Raw genomic sequence first — 18,137 nt, forward strand, 5'->3', positions numbered from 1 at the left:
AAAATTCGATGAAAATTTGCGGCTCTAGTGGGTCAGTTCTGCGCGGACATCAACATTCCGGGCCAGACTTACACGCAGCCAGGCAACTTCGGCGGTGTGTCGATGCAGTCCGAAGCAACATCGCCCGATCTCATGGCAGTTCCGTGCGTCCGGCTGGATGACGTGCTCGGCGACAGGGACGTTTCCCTGATCAAGCTCGACGTCGAAGGCTTTGAACTGGCAGCGCTGCAGGGTGCATGTCAGATATTGAAGCGATCCCGACCGGCGCTGTACCTCGAAAACGATCGCGTAGAGAAATCGCAGGCGCTGATCGAATGGTTATGGGCGCAAGAATACCGGTTGTGGTGGCACGTATCCCCGCTATTCAATCCGAAGAATTTCCTTGGCGAGGACGAGAACGTCTATGGCAATCTGGCGTCCTTCAATATGCTCGCACTGCCTCGTGAGTCGGATATCGACGTGCAGGGATACACGGAAATTACGGACGCTGGGCATCATCCGCTACGCGAGGATTAACGCGTCGTTGTAACCAGGGCCCGCATGTAAAAACACCCCTTCGAAAAGGGGTGTTCATTTCAACCATCCGCCCCATACCAGCAGGACAGACAGCACAGCCGAACCATCACTTGTACGTCGCGCTCAGCTTCGTAAAGTCCAGGCTGCCGAAGCCCGTGTCATCATCCCAACCTGCCTTCGCGGTATAGCCCTTGCCGCCGTAACCGTTGTTACCCGAAGTCACGTCATGAATGTTCGACGTGTCCGTCAGGAAGGTCTGATAGAAACCCGACGTAGGCAAGCCCAGGCTGTTCTGGTGAGCCGATTCGACCCGCGCCCATCCACCGACGAAAATCGGCGACGCCAGGCTCGTGCCGCCAACCTGTTGTCCCGCCTGGCCGTTGATGACGATCAAGGCACCCGTCCCGGAGGCCGCATCGAACGCGACGTCCGGCACTACGCGCTTGGTGACCGTCTTGCCCAATGCGGTGGTTTGCCACGTCGGCGCCGTTTCATACTGGCTCACACCGCCGCCTGTCGCCCAGATCCGCACGGAGTCGTCCACCGGGTCGCCGAACTGGTCGGTATCGGCAAACGCCCAGCCTTCGTTCCACACGGTTTCACCGGCCCACGTGGTCTTGTTCGTGGTCGACAGCGTCGTGCCGCCCACTGCAACCACATACGGCGAACTGGCCGGCGACGACACGCTGTACTTCGACAGATTGATGGTTGTTTTCACCGTGCTGCCGTCGCTGCTCGTACCGATGTAGCCAGGCGCGCCCTGCGGCGAAGTCGACCACTGATACACACCCGCATCTCCCGACGACACCGAGAAGATCTGACCTTGCGCAACAGCCTGCTTGAAGACCGCGTCGTCGGCGGCAAGCGAGCCGTCCGAGTTTGCCGATGCTTCATCGAGCCCGAGCGAGACGTTGATGACCTTGGCCAGATTATCGGTGACCGCCTTGTTGTAAGCGTCCGTCAACGTTGCATCGGTCAGGCCGCTATCCTGGCTGTCGCCGTTGATCGCCGAATAGAAGATCAGTTGCTTGACGCCGCCGGATGTCCCGATGATGTCCTGGCTGTCCAGATCCCATTCGCTCGGGTCGCCGTCATCAGCCAGCGTGCCTTTGCCACCTGCGACCACCTTGGTGTTGACGGTCGCCAGCTTCGCGCTCGTCGTGAAGGTTTTCAGATCGGCGATCGTCTGGGTCAGATCCCCCCAGGTGATGATGCCCACCGTGGTGTTGGTCGCAGCCGGCAGGCCGGCCGCATCGTAAATCTTGGCGAAGTCGGTTGGCTGGTGCGCGACCTGGCTGCCCGCAGCCGCTTTGGCTTCGGTATTCACTTCAGCATTTGCGCTTGCAAGCGCAGCATTGGCCGGCACAAAACGGCGAATCAACCGATGCGGCACGCCTGCGTTCTGCAAGCCAAGCACCGACTCCACGCTTGAACTCAACGAGGACGGAACCAGTGCCGCCGAGTCGTTGGCGAAAACCTGCTTGCCGCGGTAGTTGAAGCGCTTCAGATTCGTGTGAAAGCCGCTCTGTGCGTTATTGGCGTTGCCGTCCGCAGAGATCAGCTTGTTATTCTCGGACACCGAGATGTTCGTGAAACCGCTCGCCTTCAGGTGTTCGACGACTGCCTGGACCTGAGCGTCGGTCGGTGCGAAGCGGGCCTTGAACTGCTCCGGCGTCAGATATTGCCGATAATTCGGGCTACCGGGCTGATTGACCTCGCGCAGGAACGTATCGAGCTGGCTGTCATTGCGGCCCTTCAGGACGACGGTAACGTGCAGGGGCTGGCTGATTTCGAGCGGCGTTACCAGAGTATTGGTGAGTTCGTTCGCTGCATCGCCGAGTGCATAACCGGTGGCCGCGGATGTTGTGCGGGCTTCCGATTGCGCTACCGCGCCGGCGGGATGTGCCGCGGGTAACAGGAACGCACCGGTGCGGGTCGCCACCCAGCTATCCGCTGCGTGCGCAGACATCGGCACCAGGGTTGCGGCAATGGCGAGCGGCAGCAGCGCCTTGGCGAAATTTCCGGAAAATGCACTATTGATACGCACAGCTTTCTTCATTGTTTCAACTCCACGATGGTTGACGAAGAATCGACGTGCCGATCCACGGCTACGATGACGTAACGCGCATAAAAGGCATGGGAAGTACTCAATCTCAGGAATAGCAACGACAAATACCCGGCGCCTCAACTCGACATAGGCGTTCTCTCCTGTTGAATATCGATTGCGAGTTAAGAGATAAATCCTCTGACTGTCGGGGCGACGAAAAGCAATTTACTACTGCTTATATCAACTCGTTTCTGTTTATCGAATTCAGCTTTGCATATGCGTAACGACAGGCTTGATGGATAATCAAGTTAATACGAAAAGCTTTCCCGAATACCGTCTATCCGATGGCGATGCTTAATGCATTGTTCTGTGTGCAAGCCTCGCCAGCATGTGCGGCGATTAATAAACGGATGACCGATGAAATTTGAGTGATTAAAAGATATAAGGCGAGAAACTTACTGTCAAACTTTTTTTGATGTAATTTGTAATTTGTTGAAGTTTGATGTGCATTAAATGGAAAGCATTTTGTAATTAATGCGAAATCACTGAAATGGATATCAGGAAAGCAGGTGAATTTGTTAAATCTGCGCCGAAATGATATGCCCTGGTAATTTTGCCGGAGCTAGACAATCACCACACCGCGCGGATTCATCTCCCGCTTGAGCCAGAAGTTCGCGCCCGACACTTTCGTGTACAGATCGGGCGGGATGCAAGGCGCCCGGTCGTGATGCGCGACCTTCGCCCTGACCTTATGCATGCCGGGCATGCCGAGCAGCGCGTCGTAATCGGGTTCGTCGTAGACGACGTTGTCGAAATCGTGCGGGAAGTCCGGCTCGCCGAGTGCTTCATAGAGGCGTTGCATGGTTCTACCGGGTTCGCGCGACAGATGCTCGTACGGCACGACGATCAGCCGCTTCGCATCGTTACCGAACCACGCCTCGCGCAGATTGCTCCAGGCAAGACCGATCAGACCGTTGTCGGGATTCATCAGCACGTCCGAGCGCGCATAGACGGAGGCGCCAGGTTGAAGTCGGAATATCCGCGATAGCTGTAACGGATTTTTCGCCAGCATCTGTTCGATGCTGTCGATAATCCAGGCTACGTCGCGCACGCAGCAGATCACACGCGACTGCGGATACAGTTCGCCCAGCAACGGCAAGCGACCGGTCCAGGTGCGATTGGTGTCGAATACAACCTGGTCGGACGGACTGTCAGCGTAGTAGCTGTCGAACACGCCGCGCAGCATGCGGGCGCGTTTTTCGTCGTCGAAGAAGGTACCGAACTCGGGGTCGCACATCTTTTGATGCATCGCGCCGCACAGCATGGCCACCGGGCTCGTCATGGCCGCCGTATAGCGAGGGTTCTGTCGCAGAAGCGCGCATAACAGCGTCGAACCTGAACGCGGCAAACCTGAGATCAGATGCAGATGCTTGACCATGACACTCTCTTCGAGACGACAACCTGATGATCCTAGACCGAGAACGCAGTCGGACCCGCGAGCACCGTATACCCGTTGTCGAAGAAATAGAACACGTTGTACTGCCCGGACGGCAGACCTGCGGTCAACAGCACGGCCGAACCCACACCGCGTGGAGCGTTTGTACGCAGCAGTTCGTTGCCGGCACCCGGTGTATCGGTTGCCTTGAACACACCGAACCAGTTCAACGGCCGGTGATTCCACGGCGGCGTCACGTAGTCCACCCGGAGCGTGCCGGCTGCGACAGGCTGCAACGCAAACGATGGTTTGAACAATGCCGGATTGCCGTTAGCAGGATCGGTCCTGAGCGCACCCGATTGCGCCTGCACGCCTCCAGCCACTCGCCTCAACCACGCAGTGTCGCCGGCTACGCGAATGCTGACGTCATACCAGCCCGAAGAGATCGTGCTGCCATTGAGCGTGTCCGACGAACCGAGCCACGTCACCGATTGTTCAGCCCCTGCAGCGACCGTTATCGCGACTGGCTTGTTCTGGTAATAGGCGTTGTCCGTCAACTGGAAGACGCAGGCCACGGTGCTGTTGCGGTTATCGAGTGTGATCTGGAGATTGGCTCCAGCGACGTCATAACAAACCGCGACCTCGGGCGCCTGCGCAAGTTGCCTCACGTTGTTCACGTTGCCGCGGAACTCGCGCAAGAAACCGTTCGGACCATGCACGGCCCAGTCGTACACACCATCGCTGCCGATCGACACTGGCGTAGCAGTGAGCGACTTGCCGGCTTCGATCGTGTAGTGATACGTGGTTTGCGCGTCCGCCATCGGCATCCAGTAAGCGATGAATGCGGCGCCGACCGATCCGGTATTGGCGAACGTCAACGAGAACTGTCCGCTTGCCACCTGCGCGTGTACGAAGAACTCGTAGCCGAGCCGGCATGCGGTTCGTGTCGGTGGTCCAGGCAGTGCGGGAAAGGTCTGCGGTACCGGCACGGCGGCGCTCACGGTGCCGTTCTTGAACGTCGTCGTGGTATTGAGCGTGCCCGTCGCAGCCGGTTGACTGAAGTCGAACGCCTCGGTCAGATCGCCGCACACAGCGCGGCGCCAGTCCGAGATCAACGCGCACTTGCTCGCATCCGCGGCCGCCAGGCCCTTCGCCGTCAACCATTGCTCGAGAAAGCGCAGCACGGAGCTGTGATCGGAAGTTTGCGAGCTGACCTTGCCGCCCTTCGTCCATGGCGAGACGATCAGCATCGGCACACGCGGTCCAAGGCCGACCGGAACCGAAGACATGTTTTCGGCGGCGCCCGCATCGGCCAGCGTCATCTGTCCGTAGTGCGCGCTGATCGGCGGAACGGGGGCGAGGACGTGATCGAAGTAGCCATCGTTCTCGTCGTACATCAACATGAACACGGTCTTCGAGAAAACGTCCGGGTTCTCGTTGACGAGGATGTTCAGCAGCCGCGCGGTGAACGACTCGCCGTCGCCGGGCGACGCGCTTGGATGCTCCGAAAATTTCGTCGGTGCCACGATCCACGAAACGCGCGGCAGCCCTGGTTTGATCGTGCCAGGAGCGGGATTGTCGGGCTCCATGCCTGCCGCGACGTCGCGCGCAAACTCGGCGACCAGTGCATCGCCAACATTCGCTGTAGATGCCGAGAAAACGCGCCCACGTTGATAAAGTGTCTGGAAATAGGGATCTTTTGATTTGTCGATCGTGGTCCCGGTGTTATCGATCCGGAAATTCTTGAAGTACTGGAGATAGTTGTCGCCGAAGTTCTCGTCTTCCTGATAGAGCTTCCACGTGATGCCGCTGTCCGACAATGTTTCGGCATAGGTTTGCCAGTCCGCGACGCCCGCGGCCACGGCGGTCGCTCGCGCGGTGGGGCTTTGTCCATACATGGCGGGCGTGATCTTGCTGTTGTTGTCGTCGGCGATGTCGGCGAAATAGCCACCGCTCTCGATGTTGTAGCTGTCCGGAAAGTTCATCGGTGGCGGACACGTTCCCGACCACAGATAAAACCGGTTCGGATCCGTCGCGGCAAATACCGAGCAATGGTAGTCGTCGAAAATCGAGAACGCGTTGGCGAGCGGGTAGTAAAAGGGCAACTCGTTGGCGGTCAGAAAGCCCATCGACTGCCGGCTTTTCGTCGGTACCCATGTGTCCCAGTTCTTCCACGTGTCCTGCGATTGCTTCCAGCTGTGATTCAGGTCGTTCATATACTGGAAGGCGACATTGCCCGTCTTGTTCAACGCGAACGGCAACACATATTCGCTGGACTGTATGGTGCGATTGGTCTGGTACCAACCCGAAGGTGTCGTCCACAACGACACATCGACATGGGCCGAGAACGACAGCGAGCCCGGATTGGTTCCTTCCGCCTGGTACCACACGTAGTTGCCGCTCGGAATCGCCGTGGGGCGCGGATCGCCATAGCCACGCACCCCTTTCATCGCGCCGTAGTAGTGATCGAACGAGCGGTTCTCCTGCATGAAGATAACGACGTGCTCGATGTCGGCAAGACCCGGTGTCCCGGTCGGATTGCTGGCCGGCACCGCCAGAGCATTTTCGATCAATCGCGGCCAGAACGAACCCGCTGCAACCGAACCCAGCGTGGCGGCACCGAGGCGAAGGAAGTTGCGTCTGTCTTTAGAGGTCATCGCTGTCGTCAGGTAAGAGGTGTCGTTGCTGCCGGCCGGACAAGCCGGCAGCCGTCATGCTGGGTGCCGCCGATGCGCTACGCGGCAGCGGGATCGCTGCTCAGTTCGCTGCCGCTTTCCAGTCGTCCGGCGAAGCGGCGCAGAAACGTGGGCTGTACATCGACCGTGACGCTGAAGTCGTACCAGTTGTGGCTTGCCGAAACGGGCCAGTTGGTATCCGCAGTGCTGCCGGCGGCCACCGTGAAAGTCCATGGCCCATCGGTGCGATACGCGTTCGATGTGACGGTGAACGTGCAGGGTCCCTGGCCGCTGTTCATCAACGTCAGATACACGGCGCTATTTGCCACGTCGTAGCAGACGCGGATCTCGGGGTTCGCAGCATGCGCTGTGGCCGTCGCCGCGACGTCGCCGGCAAACGCACGCAGAAAACCATTCGCGCCGTGCAAGGCGATGGCGTACTTCGTGCCGGTCAGCGCTGCGCTGCTCCAACTGTCTGAGAGCTGCGCGCCGGCATCGACTGCATAGCGACGCGGAGGATTGGTCGGCGTCGCGAGGTCGTATGCCGAGAATGCCGCGCCAACGCTACCGCCGTTGGCGACGATCAACCAGAACGTCGAACTTGCCGGGTCGACACGTGCGCTTGCGTGGAACTCATACGGCAATGCGCGTGAAGGACGTGTGCCCGGTTCCTGTCTCGGCATCGACTGGACTGTCGGCACCGTGGGGTAGGGCAGCGTGCTGCATTGCAGGTTGGCCTGCGCGACGTACTCGCTGGTATCCGGAATCGATGCTTTGGGCCACACCGCATCCGGATTCTTGAAGTTGAACGCCGAAGTCAGATCGCCGCAGATCGCGCGGCGCCACGGGCTGATGTTGGGGCAGTGAACGCCGAAGCGCTGCTCGATAAACTGGATCACCGACGTGTGATCGAATACCTGCGAGCAGACATACCCGCCCTTGGACCACGGCGAGATCATCATCATCGGCACGCGGAAGCCGAGGCCGATCGGTTTGCCGGCATAGATCTCGCCGGTCGCGGACATCGTCGCCTGCGCGGCCGATGCGGGCGGTGTGGGCGGCGGATCGTGATCGAAGAAACCGCCTTGTTCGTCGTAGTTCAGCAGGAAGACGGTTTTCGACCACACGTCGGGGTTCGAGACGAGTGCGGTTAGCAGGCGCGCGGTGAGATCCTCGCCGGCTGCAGGATGGTAGTCGGGGTGCTCCGACAGCGCGGCCGGCGCTACGATCCACGACACTTGCGGCAACGTACCGGCGGCAACGTCTGCCGCGAGCGCCTGAGCAAGATCGTTCACGACAGCAATGCCCTTCTGGTACAACGGGCTCGTGGTCGGCGCCGTCTTGAAGCTCTGGAACCACGCGAAACCGTTGTCGTCGAAGTTGTCCGACTGCTGATACACCTTCCAGCTGATATTCGCCGCCTCAAGTGTTTCGGCAACCGTGGGCCAGCTAAAGCCTGGTGTCGGCTCGGTGTTGTCGAGAGTCGGTCTTTGACCGACGGACAACCCGTTGCTGCCGCTAAACAGATGCAGACGATTCGGATTGGTCTGCGTGAGCGTCGAGCAGTGATACTGATCGCAGATCGTGAATGCATCGGCGAGCGAATAGTAGAACGGCAAGTCGGCGCGCGTGTAGTAGCTCATCCCCAGCACCGGGCTGCGCGCGGTATTCCACGCGTTATATAGCCCGTTGTTCCACATCGCGATGTCGGTGGGGTAGTCCATCGTCGCGGCTTCTTCGCAGGTCGCGCTGGTGGTCGACGTGTCGACGTGAAACGGCAACATGTAGCCGCCGTTGCTCGTCGGTTGCTTCCACACCGGGTCGCCGTTCGGTAGCGTGATCGCCATCCGGTCGTTGAAGCCGCGCACGCCGCGCAACGAGCCGTAGTAGTGATCGAACGCGCGGTTCTCCTGCATGAACACGATGATGTGCTGCACGTCGTTGAGCGTGCCGGTCGTATTCGATGCCGGTGTCGCCAGCGCATCGCGGATCACGGCGGGCATCATCGAAGCCGCGGCTGTCGCGCCGAGCGAGCCTGCGGCGAACTTCAGAAAGTTACGTCTTGGATTCGAAACCATCGGAGCACCTTGTGGGGTTCGGGTATGGCGAATTGCTCTGGGTTGTCCAGTTCTCGACTCGCGGCTTACGGTTTACGGCGCGCAGTGAAGTACGGCCTTCGTATTGGCCGGTGTCGACGCGCCCGAAGGGGCCGATCCGCCCGCCGGCGTCGATGCACCCTGAGCGGGCGGTGTCTGTGCCGACGATCCAGGACCGGTGCTTCCAGATGTCGACTTCGAATCGCCGCCGCACGCGCTGAGCAGCACCGCCGACGCACAGAGCATCGCTCCCAGCAAAACAGCAGAGCGCGCACGCGTGATAGCCATTGAATAGAAAGCGTTCATCAGTTCCCTCCGGATCCGGGTACGAGCGTCGACAGCGAATGCGTCGAAGCGCCGAGCGATAGAACCTGTGCCGAGGTCAGCACCTTGTTCCACATCGCGATGTCGTTGAAGGTCATCGTGCCGAGGTTGCCGCCGCTGTCGGTGGTTCGCGTGTAGTAGTTGCCCGTCGCGTCCTCGTTAAAGCCGATGGTCGAATAGACGCCGGCAATCTTGCTCATGTTGAAACCGCTCATGCTGAGCGTGGCGGACTCCATGCCGTACGTCGGGTCGTAGATGTAGCCAACTGCGGTTTGTGCGGTGGTGTCGACGGTCATGGCGACGTAGACCCACGCGTTCTTCGTGAAATTGAGCGCTGCATCGGAGCGACTGGAGCCGTCGGAGATGTTGAATTTCAACTGGCTGCCGCTTTCTTCCGCAATGTTGAAACCGGGGTTGCCGCCCGACCACCAGTTCTTGTTGCTGATTACCGGCGAGTCGCTCTGCCCGTCGTTCGAGTAGAACCAGAAGCCGATCGAGAACTGCGGTTTGTTGCTGACGTCGTCGGTGAGCTTCATGCCGTTTCCTGCGTTCGGCGTGCTGATCAACGATGCAACCTGCAACGCGTTGAAGCCGAAACTGTCGGGAACGAATGACGCGGTCGTCGTCGATGTTGCGTTGAACTGGGCGAGCGCCACGCCCGGAGCAATCGCGTCCGCGAGCCCCTTGTCGAACGAGAAGAAGTGGATCAGGCCCGAACCGAGCGTCGGGTCGAGTACGACCGACTGAACGTAGTTGATCTGCGCGAGCGTGGAGACGGCCGCGCCGTCCGCGGCCAGCGTGTAGTTGAACGAGTAGGCGCCACTGGTCGTTTTACCGAGCTGGGTATCGGCATACGACTGCGTGTTTCCCGGTAACGTTGCGAGCAATGTGCCGTCGCGGTACAGCAAGAGCTGTGAAGGTGTGACGGGCGGCAGGGCCCACGACAGATTCAGGCTGGCCTGGTCACTGCCCGGTGTTGCCTGCAGCAGGCGAGGACCGATCTTGCCGATGAGCGACGTGCCGTCGATCGCGTAGAGCGCGGGGTTTGCTACTGCACCGAACCAGCTCAATACGGTCGGCGTGATATCGGCCTGTGTCGCGCCCGCCTGCAACTGCGCAAGTGTCGGCTTCGCAGCGATCGTGCCGGTCGACGCAGTGGTCGAGCCTACCGTCAACGGCTGATTCGACGCGATGAAGGCCGTCTCGTTCGACAGCAGCGGAAGGCCGCTCTCCGAGCCGGTGGCGTCGAGCCCTTCATCGGTTGTCACGATGACGAGCCAGTTTTCGTTGACGCCGTTCTGCTTCTGACGCGCGGCAATCGCAGTCTGTAGCTGGCCGATTTCCTGATCTGCCGTGGCAAGTGCGCTCACATAACCAGCCTGTAGACCGGCGCTCTGCGCGGCGACTGCCGGTCCGCTCAGATTGGCGAAAATCAGATCGTCGTTGCCGGTGGAAATCGCCGCAGTCGCAGCCTTGACGACACAGCTATCGCCCCCCGCGCAATCGACCGATGCATCCGCATCGCCGGACAGCAACGCATCGAGCGTGCTCCAGCTCGCGATTTCAGCCGTACCTTGCGCATTGGCCAGCTTCGCGAGCTTGAAGACGGTATCGACTGCGATAGTCTGCGCCGCATCGTCCTGGCGCACGCCGTGCCGGTTGGCCCATGTGCCGGTCAACACGGTGGCCCAGCCGGGCGCCGCGAGCGTGGCCTGTTGCGTAGGCGTTCCCGCGATACCGCCTGCGAGCGCCGGCACGATGGCCATCTGCGCGAGATTGGGTGCCTGGTGCTGGGCGAGCGCCTGTTGCAGCGCGCTGTACTGCACGCCCGACACACCAATCACGAGCGCTTTCTGACGTGCCTGCCCCGTGGGCTGCGAGGTCGAAGTACCGCCCGCCGGCGGTGTCGTCGTCGATGCACCGCCGGGCGCAGCCTGACCGACCTGACCTGACGGCGCCGAAGCACCGATGTCCCCACCACAACCGCCGAGCAGGACAGCGCACGACAGCGGTCCTAAACTCGTGATTATCCAGATAAAAACTTTTTGTAAGTGCCGGGACATCAAACGCTCCGCTACGTTGTTCGCCGGTGATGGATCGTCCCGACGCGAGAACCGGGACAAGCGAAAACATACACACTCGTTGCAACAAATAACCACAAAATGCACAAAAACAACACAGATTTTGGCGACATGACAATGTCACGGTCGGTGATGTAAGGATCGGTAAGCGCTTGAGCGAACCACGGACATGCCGGATGGCGGGGCTTATGAAGACCGGCGCAATGCACAGGGAGACGCGATGTCGATAGCAGATGGTTACGGCGACGACTGGATTGCGGCGGCAACCCATGTCCGCGATTTTTCGTGCGATGCGGTGTTCCTCATCGACGACGGCCGTTTCATCGTGTCCGGCGGTGACTTGTCCAGCGATGAGCGCGAGCGTTTGACCGAACCGCTGCGCGAATTCGGCCTGGCGTCGCCGGCGCACACACATCTATCGACTGGCGATCTGCTGGGTCGCGAAAGCCATCTCGCGCGCTATTACGAACAACTGATCGCCATTGCCAGTGCGCACGGAAAGGCACAAGAGGTACAGACGGGGGGATTTCCTCACTTCGCGGTGAAGCCGGCGTTCATTGCCGCAGGACAGGACCTGACGAGCTTTGTCTGGATCGATTGGATCGCGGAGACGGTTGAGGCTCTGGAGGCGCTGGCAGCATCTCGCGATCTCGTGCAGCGGGAAGTGTGGGACTACCTCGATCAAGGATGGGCTGTGCGCATCGTGTCGCGCGGCGAGATGACTTACCTGCTCGAGTGGAACTGGGAGGACGATGAAGACAAGCTGGCAGGCTACGGCTTCGCCACGGACGAACTTGCCCGCCAGGCCGCGGCCGCGCTCGAACGTCTGTCGATCATCCATCGACGGTTGATCGAATTGATGGGCCACGATTACTGGACCTATATACGGCCGCCTGCTGAAACGCGCGCGAGGGTTACGCCATCGGCATTCGGCAGGAAGGTACTTTCGTTGATCGGGCTCCCGCGTGCGAAGCGGCGAGGCCGTCAGGAACCCTGAATCCTGGACAGGAACTTCTCTAAATCGAGATGAGTCTGCTCCACGCAGACAATCTGATGGAGAACCGACATGCGCCTGTTGTTAGCACTACTCCTGCTGGGCGGCAGCACCTATGCGATAGCTGCGACCGATGTTTATCTAAATCTGGACAACCCGAATTCGGTAGCCGCGCTTGCCAGCCAGAAGCCAGCCCACTATCGCATCATTCAATCGATCGCTAGCAGGATTCGCAATCACCCACCCGGCAATATCTCCCTTTGGTTAAAAACCGACTATGGCCTGGATGGCAGCGTCGACGAGTTGTCGTTCAAGACCAGCTATCCACCAAAGAAAATGCTTGAAGTTACGCTGGACAAGACTCGCTACAAAGCGGAATTTTCCGTCGATGTTCGCGCAAAGCCAACTGCACTCGGTCTGGCGGTAGATTAACCAACGCGCCCGGATGTTCAGTTTCCCGTTCGCGATCGACGCCAGAAAAGGAACCTGCCGGGCTGACTGCAGCCCTGACTGCGCGCACTAACACGACATGCGAAACTACCGGCTAATCCCACCACAAAACCAATAGCCACCATGTCCGTCGACCTGAGTCTGATTGAGCGCAGCGCATGCGAAGTCGTCGATCTCTTACGCGAAGAAACAGTGAGTCCGCATGACCTGCTCGATACGCTGGCCGCACAGATTGCGCGCGTCGAGCCGCAGGTCAATGCGCTGCCCACGTTGTGTTTCGAGCGCGCGCACGCGCATGCCGATGCATTGCTCAAGAAGCCGGTTAGCGAGCGCGGTTTGTTGTGTGGCCTACCGGTACCGATCAAGGACTTGACCGATGTGGCCGGTGTGCGCACGACGCGCGGCTCGCTGGTCTATCGCGAGCGTATTCCGGAGACATCGGATGCCGGTGTGACGCTACTCGAAGCGCGCGGCGGCGTGGTCTACGCAAAGTCCAACACGCCGGAGTTCGGCTCGGGCGGACATACCTATAACAGCGTGTTCGGTATTACGCGTAATCCGTGGGACTTGTCGCGCTCGGCGGGCGGTTCGTCCGGCGGTGCAGCGGCGGCGCTGGCATCGGGCACGGCCTGGGTCGCGCAGGGTTCGGACCTCGCGGGCTCGCTGCGTACGCCTTCTTCGTTTTGCGGCGTGGTGGGCTTGCGTCCGACGGCCGGGCGCGTCGCATACGGCCCGGCTGCCAATCCTTTCGACACGCTCGGTATTCACGGACCGATGGCGCGCAACGTCACGGATGCGGCGCTGCTGCTCGACGCGATGTGTGGCGAAGTCGCCTCCGCACCGTTGTCGTTGAGTGAACCGACCACCTCGTTTCTCGAACACGCACGCCGGCCGCAGCGTCCAGCGCGCGTCGCGTTTAGCGAAGGACTTGGCATTGCTACCGCCGAGCCGGAGATTCTCGCTATCTGTCGCCAGACGATGGACCGGTTAGCCAACGCAGGCATCGGCGTGGAGCAGAGCGACATCGATCTGAGCGCGGCGACTCAGGCGTTCCACGCACTGCGTGGCGTAGCCTACGCGGCGAACTACGAGGATGTGCTCGCCCAGCATCGCGATGTGTTGAACCCGAACGTGATCTGGAACATCGAGTTCGGCTTGCAGGTGGATAACCGCGCGATGGTCTCGGCACACCGCACGCGTGGCGAGTTGTTCCACAAGATGAACGCGTTGCTGCAACACTATGACGTGCTGATCTGTCCGGCTGCGATCGTGCTGCCGTTTCCGGTCGAAGCCCGCGATATCCGCGACGCAGCTGGCAAGCACTTCGATACGTATATCGACTGGCTCGCAATCAGTTATGCGATCACGCTCACCGGCATGCCGGTCATCGCGATTCCGTGCGGGATGAGCGCGAGTGGATTGCCCGTCGGCATTCAGATCGTGGGGAAGGTGCGCGGGGAGGCAGCGCTGCTGTCGGCGGCGCGGGCGATCGAGGAGGTGATTGGTGCGTGGGCTACTGGCAAACCGCAAGTGGCTTGAACAGGTGATGCCGCACAAAAAGCCTGTACTCGATCCACAACCGCTTCAAGGATGTGTCGGACGGCTGCGGCTGAATCGCAATAGCAATCTACGTTGCACTCTTCACACGACGGGTTCGACTTCATCCATCACATCATCCAGGTGCTCTGCCATGCGGTTGAAGATGCGGTGCACATCGGATGGACCAGTCCAGAAGCGACGGTCGCCGACCACATACAACCGGCGCTTGGCACGCGTTACCGCAACGTTGACGAGGTTTGGCTTCGCGCCAGCAAAACTCGAAATCACACCCGGGCTGGATGGATTGCCACCGAGCAGGAAAACCACGTGCTCAGCCTCCTTCCCCTGGAAGGTGTGGACGGTCCCTGCCATCCCTTTGCTTTCTTCGCCATAGCGCTGATGGAGTCGCTGCCGGATCTTGGCGGCAACCGTGCGGAAAGGCGTGATGACGTAGACCTTGAACTGTCCATTTTCTTTGAGCGCGCCACCCGAGAGTCTTTCGACCAACTCCATTGCGCGTAACGCCTGGGCTTCAACCCAGTGACCGTCGGAATGCTCCGCCGGAACCTGGACCCAGCAACTCGGCCCGATCCCGTCTGGACCGGTATCCTCGCTTGTGCCGTAAACCATCTTGTCGTCGTACGCGATGCTATTGGCGATGCGGAACATGGGATCGAGACAGCGACGGTGGACAAGCAAGGGGGACCCGAGCCATTTCTGCTCATCCGTGTCGGGTTCCCCGATATACATCCCGAAGCGGTTGGCGCGATCAGCCAGCGTCTGCGCAGACGCAAGCGGCGGTGCCCATTGAGGTTCAGCCGAGCAGCGGCGAAGCAACGGCGCCATCATTTCCTGCGGCACACCGACAACCGGCTCCAGTTGCAGGGGGTCCCCGACGATGACCGAACGTTTGCTGCGCCAGATAGCGCCTGCCGCCTGTTGAGGCGTGGCCTGGCCTGCCTCGTCGATCAATAGCCATGCGAGTTGCTCGCTGCCCACTCCACGAAATAGCCGCGGAAAAGACGCAAAGGTTGTGGAGACCACGGGTACCACCAGAAAGAACGCGTCCCAGAGATGGGTCGGCCCTTTGGTGATTTGAGTGACGTTGAGGTTACCTTGAAGCAGGTTCACGAACGCGCTGAGGGTGCCGGAAAGTGGTTTCCATGCGGCCACTATGAAAGCTTGATGGAGATTCATCGCCGCGATGAAAACGTCGCGCCGGGCTTCGAACAGCTCCGGAAAATCGTAGGGGGCCGCGCGATGCAATGTCTCGCGTTCCAGTGTTGACAGATCCCATTGCCGTATCTTTTTGGCGGGAACCTGAGAGGCGGAAATCACACGCTGTGCGTGATTCAGGTCCGCCTCGGCCCGCAGCGCTTGAGCCTGGGCTTCATTAATGCGCCGCTGAGTTATATCGACGAGGGATTGCGTCTCGCTCACAGTGTCGCGTGCCCGGTGAACGGCGCTGTCTGCGTGATTGCGTACCTGAATCAGCCGTTTGAGCAATCCGTCAATGTCCGCACGGCTCGGCTGGTCGTCAACAGGGACTCCTGCTCGCTGAGCGTGAGTCCTGCACGTCGCTGCTCGTTCTTCGGCTGCCGTCAGGACTTCCGCCTGTATGTCGAGTTTTCGCGCGAGATTTTCCTCCCTGGTGATTCGATCCGACGCAGTGGCCTCTTTTGCGCGGGCCACGCGAAGCTGCTCATCAAGCTCAGCACCACGTGCGTTCCAGCGGCGACTGTACTGTGTACGGAAGAGCTCGGAAAAGAATCCTGGCTTGCCCCGATAGTGGAGTTCGATGTCCGACTGAACGCCTCGTATCGCCGCTAGCGAGCGCTCGTGTGCGGCACCGGCGTCGGCCACAGCCCCCGGTACTGCGCCTTCCCGAAGCAGATCGTAGGCTCTTCGCTCCGTTCTCGTCTGGGCTTCGGCGTCGCTCCACTTTGTGCAGGCCAAAACGTGTCGCGCAGCCTGTTCGCTCCCGGCAAGCGCGGTGTCCAGGAACGCCTGTGTTTTATGCAGGCGCTCCTTGTGACGTGAGACAGCGTGCTGATTCTCCGTCAACGCAGTCAAGGCAACGTTCCTTGCTGTCGTTGCGCGCGCACTCTGCTGAATTGCGCCGGCGACCTCGGATGCCACGCGCGTCAACGCATCTACCCTCTTGCGCGCTTCACGGTATTGTCTGCGGGCTTCGTCCCACGGCAGCGCTCCGTGCTCTCCTGTCTTCACGAGATCTTGCAGGGATCGCAAGCGCAGCGGATCGGGTTCGGGCGGTTTCCCTTCGTTCTTCTTCTGCGGCAGGCCCGAGAGCCAGAAGCGGGTCGCAAATTGGCTACGATTCGTCTTGTTCCCCAGGACGGCGGTGACGAGACCCCAACGCTCGCGTTGTGGAGCGCGTTGTTTCGCCTTCGGCGGCGCGGCTGCTGAATCGGCCACCATAGAGAAATAATCGACGTCGATTCCCGGCGCGATCGCAGCCAACCCCGGGAGTTCCTTCGTGATGTTCTCCACCGCGCCGTTATTGGCCGACGACACCACGATCCCAAAGCCCCGCAGACGAGCATCGAGTTCATACACCGGATACTGATATTGCTCGACGCCAAGGCGTTTCGCGAAAGCCGAGGCGGGCGTATCGAATTCCATAAGAACATCTGCCCGGTCCACAACGACCGCGGCGATGATGTCCTTGAGCATTGTCGTCTTGCCAGTACCGGGCGGACCGTTGACCGAAAAAAGGCCAGCGTTTGCAGAGAGGTCGCTTACTGCAGTATTGACGGCAAACTGCTGTGCTGTCACGAGCGGGAATCTGGCTGGCCAGCAGCCGGCAGGTAGCCTCGACGGATGTACCCCCTCGACTAACTGGTCGACCTGCGACTCAAGATCGATGCGCCCAATCGAATCCTCTCCCTTCAGATAGGCTCGCAAACCAGCGCCGATTTTCTGATTCGCAACCGCATCACCCACGGATTCGAGATCTTCTGCATAGAAGCTGTTCAGCGGGTCGTCCTGGGACGCCGCGTTATCGCCCGTGTCTTTCTCGGGTGCCCATTGCGCCTGGATGCGCCACATTTCCTGTTGCTCGGGATACCAACCCGATAACTCAAAGACAAGGTCGGTGATGGCGCGGACGTCTTCTGACGTTATCGGTCGGAGGGGAGGAGGTTCGGGGCGGGATTCTGGTACTACGGCTGCAGGGGGCCCGTCACCGGCAACAGCGGCCGGAGGCGTTGCGGTAGCTGCAACAACTGGCGGAGTTGACTCAACGCTGGGGTCTTCGTCCGGAACTCTGGCAAGGAGCCGGCGCGCGACCATCAGGTCTTCAACTTTCGCGCACACTCTCTCTTCCAGTCCTCCAATCCCGAAGAACCCCCGGAAATTGAGCGCCTTGGCGTGGTCAGACGTACTGGAAATCTGTGCCATTGCCCACGGCACGGTGCTGACAAATACCTGCCCGCTCGCCATGCCCTTTCCATTGACGTTCAGGACAACGCATGCGGCAGGCGATGCCGGCCTTAGTTCTGATTGATCGATCGGATCTGCGCCCAGGTACCGCCGCGCGGATTCGATGAAGTAGCTCCCTCCGAGAATGCCAGCGAACAGCTGAAACTTCCTGTTAGCCCCAATCTGCCTGTCCAGGATAGTCCGCTTCTTCGCATCGTTCCACGGCATTTCGGCTTCGGGCGCATCGGCCCGGAACTCCCATACGGAATCTTCCAGCTTCACGGCCGGAGGAGATTGAGGAGCAAGATACTCAAGAGCCTGCCAGAAATTGAGGGCGGCTCCGGCCTCCTTCCAAACGTCACGAACCCCGTTCTTACCCGCTGCCGTCGTTGATTCCTTGCCCATCGAGATCTACCGCTCCCCGTTGCATATGTTGTCGATATTTTGCCCGCAAGCATACTATCCGACCTGGGTATCCGACAACCTTAGGACAAGCTGAATTCGGCGCTTACAGCTCAATACCCCTTCAGACCATGTTG

11 protein-coding genes are annotated in these 18,137 nt (G+C 60.0%); 4 read left to right on the forward strand and 7 right to left on the reverse strand.

Annotated features, from left to right (window positions below; translation table 11 throughout):
• Positions 1–102: 102 nt before the first annotated feature.
• Positions 103–516 (forward strand): FkbM family methyltransferase, encoded by a 414-nt coding sequence (locus M0D65_RS07180; RefSeq protein WP_266252049.1) that lies wholly within the window; start codon positions 103–105, stop codon positions 514–516.
• 106 nt (positions 517–622) lie between these two features.
• On the opposite strand, the gene M0D65_RS07185 is transcribed toward M0D65_RS07180, so the two are convergent.
• The 6 genes from M0D65_RS07185 to M0D65_RS07210 form a co-directional block, all read right to left on the reverse strand.
• Positions 623–2,575: a protease pro-enzyme activation domain-containing protein gene (locus M0D65_RS07185; protein WP_266252050.1), complete on the reverse strand. Its 1,953-nt coding sequence runs from the start codon at positions 2,573–2,575 to the stop codon at positions 623–625.
• 610 nt (positions 2,576–3,185) lie between these two features.
• Positions 3,186–4,001 (reverse strand): sulfotransferase, encoded by an 816-nt coding sequence (locus M0D65_RS07190; protein WP_266252051.1) that lies wholly within the window; start codon positions 3,999–4,001, stop codon positions 3,186–3,188.
• A gap of 32 nt (positions 4,002–4,033) precedes the next feature.
• Positions 4,034–6,655, reverse strand: coding sequence for a phosphocholine-specific phospholipase C (locus tag M0D65_RS07195; RefSeq protein WP_266252052.1), 2,622 nt, complete (start codon positions 6,653–6,655; stop codon positions 4,034–4,036).
• Between the two features lie 77 nt (positions 6,656–6,732).
• A complete protein-coding gene (locus tag M0D65_RS07200) occupies positions 6,733–8,751 on the reverse strand; it encodes a phosphocholine-specific phospholipase C (protein WP_266252053.1) in 2,019 nt (672 codons plus the stop codon).
• A 72-nt stretch (positions 8,752–8,823) separates the two neighbouring features.
• Complete coding sequence (locus tag M0D65_RS07205) at positions 8,824–9,075, reverse strand: hypothetical protein (protein ID WP_266252054.1); 252 nt, start codon at positions 9,073–9,075, stop codon at positions 8,824–8,826.
• Positions 9,075–11,156 (reverse strand): LamG-like jellyroll fold domain-containing protein, encoded by a 2,082-nt coding sequence (locus M0D65_RS07210; protein WP_266252055.1) that lies wholly within the window; start codon positions 11,154–11,156, stop codon positions 9,075–9,077. Before M0D65_RS07210 ends, M0D65_RS07205 begins: the two co-directional genes overlap by 1 nt.
• Positions 11,157–11,394: 238 nt before the next feature.
• On the opposite strand from M0D65_RS07210, the gene M0D65_RS07215 reads away from it, so the two are divergent.
• The 3 genes from M0D65_RS07215 to M0D65_RS07225 all read left to right on the forward strand — a co-directional run bounded on the left by M0D65_RS07215 (position 11,395) and on the right by M0D65_RS07225 (position 14,157).
• Entirely contained in the window at positions 11,395–12,171 is a 777-nt protein-coding gene (locus M0D65_RS07215; protein ID WP_266252056.1) for a hypothetical protein, read from the forward strand.
• A gap of 69 nt (positions 12,172–12,240) precedes the next feature.
• Positions 12,241–12,600, forward strand: coding sequence for a hypothetical protein (locus M0D65_RS07220; RefSeq protein ID WP_266252057.1), 360 nt, complete (start codon positions 12,241–12,243; stop codon positions 12,598–12,600).
• Between the two features lie 141 nt (positions 12,601–12,741).
• Entirely contained in the window at positions 12,742–14,157 is a 1,416-nt protein-coding gene (locus tag M0D65_RS07225) for an amidase (protein WP_266252058.1), read from the forward strand.
• Between the two features lie 102 nt (positions 14,158–14,259).
• On the opposite strand, the gene M0D65_RS07230 is transcribed toward M0D65_RS07225, so the two are convergent.
• Positions 14,260–18,003, reverse strand: a complete 3,744-nt coding sequence (locus M0D65_RS07230) for an ATP-binding protein (RefSeq protein ID WP_266252059.1) — start codon at positions 18,001–18,003, stop codon at positions 14,260–14,262.
• Positions 18,004–18,137: the final 134 nt, after the last annotated feature.

Origin of the sequence: Paraburkholderia sp. CHISQ3 (genome assembly GCF_030464945.1) — a bacterium.
Taxonomy (GTDB): Bacteria; Pseudomonadota; Gammaproteobacteria; order Burkholderiales; family Burkholderiaceae; genus Paraburkholderia; species Paraburkholderia megapolitana.

What these genes read in the sequence shown, in the direction of transcription:
- M0D65_RS07180 (WP_266252049.1), top strand. Translation starts at nt 103, where the DNA reads ATGCAGTCCGAAGCAACATCGCCCGATCTCATGGCAGTTCCGTGCGTC.
- M0D65_RS07185 (WP_266252050.1), bottom strand. Translation starts at nt 2,575, where the DNA reads ATGAAGAAAGCTGTGCGTATCAATAGTGCATTTTCCGGAAATTTCGCC.
- M0D65_RS07190 (WP_266252051.1), bottom strand. Translation starts at nt 4,001, where the DNA reads ATGGTCAAGCATCTGCATCTGATCTCAGGTTTGCCGCGTTCAGGTTCG.
- M0D65_RS07195 (WP_266252052.1), bottom strand. Translation starts at nt 6,655, where the DNA reads ATGACCTCTAAAGACAGACGCAACTTCCTTCGCCTCGGTGCCGCCACG.
- M0D65_RS07200 (WP_266252053.1), bottom strand. Translation starts at nt 8,751, where the DNA reads ATGGTTTCGAATCCAAGACGTAACTTTCTGAAGTTCGCCGCAGGCTCG.
- M0D65_RS07205 (WP_266252054.1), bottom strand. Translation starts at nt 9,075, where the DNA reads ATGAACGCTTTCTATTCAATGGCTATCACGCGTGCGCGCTCTGCTGTT.
- M0D65_RS07210 (WP_266252055.1), bottom strand. Translation starts at nt 11,156, where the DNA reads ATGTCCCGGCACTTACAAAAAGTTTTTATCTGGATAATCACGAGTTTA.
- M0D65_RS07215 (WP_266252056.1), top strand. Translation starts at nt 11,395, where the DNA reads ATGTCGATAGCAGATGGTTACGGCGACGACTGGATTGCGGCGGCAACC.
- M0D65_RS07220 (WP_266252057.1), top strand. Translation starts at nt 12,241, where the DNA reads ATGCGCCTGTTGTTAGCACTACTCCTGCTGGGCGGCAGCACCTATGCG.
- M0D65_RS07225 (WP_266252058.1), top strand. Translation starts at nt 12,742, where the DNA reads ATGTCCGTCGACCTGAGTCTGATTGAGCGCAGCGCATGCGAAGTCGTC.
- M0D65_RS07230 (WP_266252059.1), bottom strand. Translation starts at nt 18,003, where the DNA reads ATGGGCAAGGAATCAACGACGGCAGCGGGTAAGAACGGGGTTCGTGAC.